We start from the raw sequence: 1,833 nt of genomic DNA, 5'->3' as shown, positions 1-1,833 counted from the left end.
CTCCTGCTACCCCGGGATCAGATCCGGAACTGCCCCACCAATTTGCCCAGGCGCTGACCCAGGTCGGCCAGGCTGCGGGAGGTCTGGGCGCCGAGCTGGGTTTCGTCGGCAACGCTGTCAACCGCCACGGCGATCTGGTGCACGCTGCGGTTGATTTCCTCGGCCACGGCGGTTTGCTCCTCGGCGGCGCTGGCAATCTGGGCGTTCATCGAGTTGATGGTGCCGATCAGCTGGGCCATGGTATCCAGCGACGCGCCAGCCTCGTTGGCCCGTTCCGAGGTGCCATCGCCAGCCTCGCTGGAACGACGCATGGCCTCCACCGCCGCATGGGTGCCCGACTGCAGGCGGTCGATCATTCCCTGGATTTCCTGGGTGCTTTGCTGGGTCCGGCTGGCCAGGGCCCGCACTTCATCGGCCACCACCGCAAACCCACGCCCGGCTTCACCGGCACGCGCAGCCTCGATGGCAGCGTTGAGGGCCAGCAGGTTGGTCTGCTCGGCAATCGAACGAATCACCCCAAGCACGCTGACAATCGAGGCCACGTCCTGTTGCAGACTGTCCAGGGACACCCCGCTGCTGCGGATATCGTTCACCAGCGCGTGGATCTGCTGGATGCTGCCGGCCACCACGCGCTTGGCGGATTGGCCTTCTTCATCGGTCTGCTGGGCCGCGACGGCGGCGCCTTGGGCACTGCGCGCGACTTCCTGGGCTGCGGAGGACATTTCGTTGATCGCCGTGGCAACCTGGTCGGTTTCGTGGCGCTGGCGCTCCATCGCCTGTTCGGAGCGCTGGGCCTGTTCGGACACCTGCGTGACGAGGCCCGTCAGTTGTGAGGTCATGTCGGTGATCTGCCGCACCAGGCCGTGGATCTTGTCGACAAAACGGTTGAACGAACCGGCCAGTTGCCCCAGCTCGTCCTGGCTGGTGATCGCCAGGCGCCGGGTCAGGTCGCCCTCGCCCGCCGCGATGTCATCGAGGTTGTCTTTCATCAGGTGCAGCGGCCGCAGGATGGTGTTGGCGAGCAGCAGGCCCACCACCGCGATCACCAGCAGCACCACGGCCGCAATCCCGACGATGCTCAAGATCACGCCTTGCACGCGGTCGTGGACCTTGGCTTCCACCAGGGCAACCTGGGCTTCGATGCCGTCCAGGTTGACCGAGCTGCCAACCGCCATGTCCCATTTGGACAGGTATTCGGTATAGCCGAGCTTGGGCACCAGGTCCTTGCTGCCGGGCAGCGGCGAGCTGTATTCCAGGTAATGCGTACCGTCCTTGGCGACTTTCACCAGGTCACGGTTGACATAGACACCGTTCGGGTCGCGGTTGTCCTTGAAACTCTTGCCCACGCCATCGGGGCTGTTGGCCTTGAACAGGCGAATGGTCTCGGAGTCGTAGCCGAAGAAGTAACCATCCTTGCCGTAACTGACGTTGGACAGCAGCTTGATCGCCTGGGCGCGCGCCTCGTTATCGCCAGGCGCGGCGGCATCGTAGAGCGGCTTGATTGCAGTAAGACCCACCGCCACATAGTTCTGCAACGTAGCCTTGGCTTCGCTGAGCAGACGCTCGCGCGTTTGCTGGACTTCGTTGCTCGCCTGTTCCTTCAAGATGAATGCCGTGGTCAGGCTGATGATCACCGCAGACAGCAAAACCGGCAGTATTGCCAAGGACAGGACTTTAGCCTTCAAGCTCAGGCGCATGCTGTTCACTCTTGTAGATGTTATGGCGTGGTTAGCTGGGTTAACGGCAGCGCACGGCAAAACTGTAGGACAAGGTGAACAGTTGGCGGGAGTCATTGAATTCAAGGGCCCCATCGCGAGCAAGCTCGCTCCCACA

1 protein-coding gene and 1 pseudogene are annotated in these 1,833 nt (G+C 62.9%); both read right to left on the bottom strand.

Going from position 1 to position 1,833, the window contains the following annotated elements; genetic code table 11:
* Positions 1 to 17: 17 nt before the first annotated feature.
* Positions 18 to 773 carry a methyl-accepting chemotaxis protein gene (locus OC610_RS29825; protein WP_371856978.1) on the bottom strand — a complete coding sequence of 252 codons (756 nt, stop codon included), beginning with the start codon at positions 771 to 773 and terminating at the stop codon, positions 18 to 20.
* A 102-nt stretch (positions 774 to 875) separates the two neighbouring features.
* Positions 876 to 1,697 (bottom strand): annotated as a pseudogene (locus tag OC610_RS29820) (cache domain-containing protein); the annotation flags it as partial.
* Positions 1,698 to 1,833: the final 136 nt, after the last annotated feature.

Source organism: Pseudomonas agronomica, assembly GCF_025917275.1.
GTDB lineage: Bacteria > Pseudomonadota > Gammaproteobacteria > Pseudomonadales > Pseudomonadaceae > Aquipseudomonas > Aquipseudomonas agronomica.
Note: the sequence above shows the minus strand (reverse complement) of the source record. Positions and strands in the feature narration are given on the sequence as shown.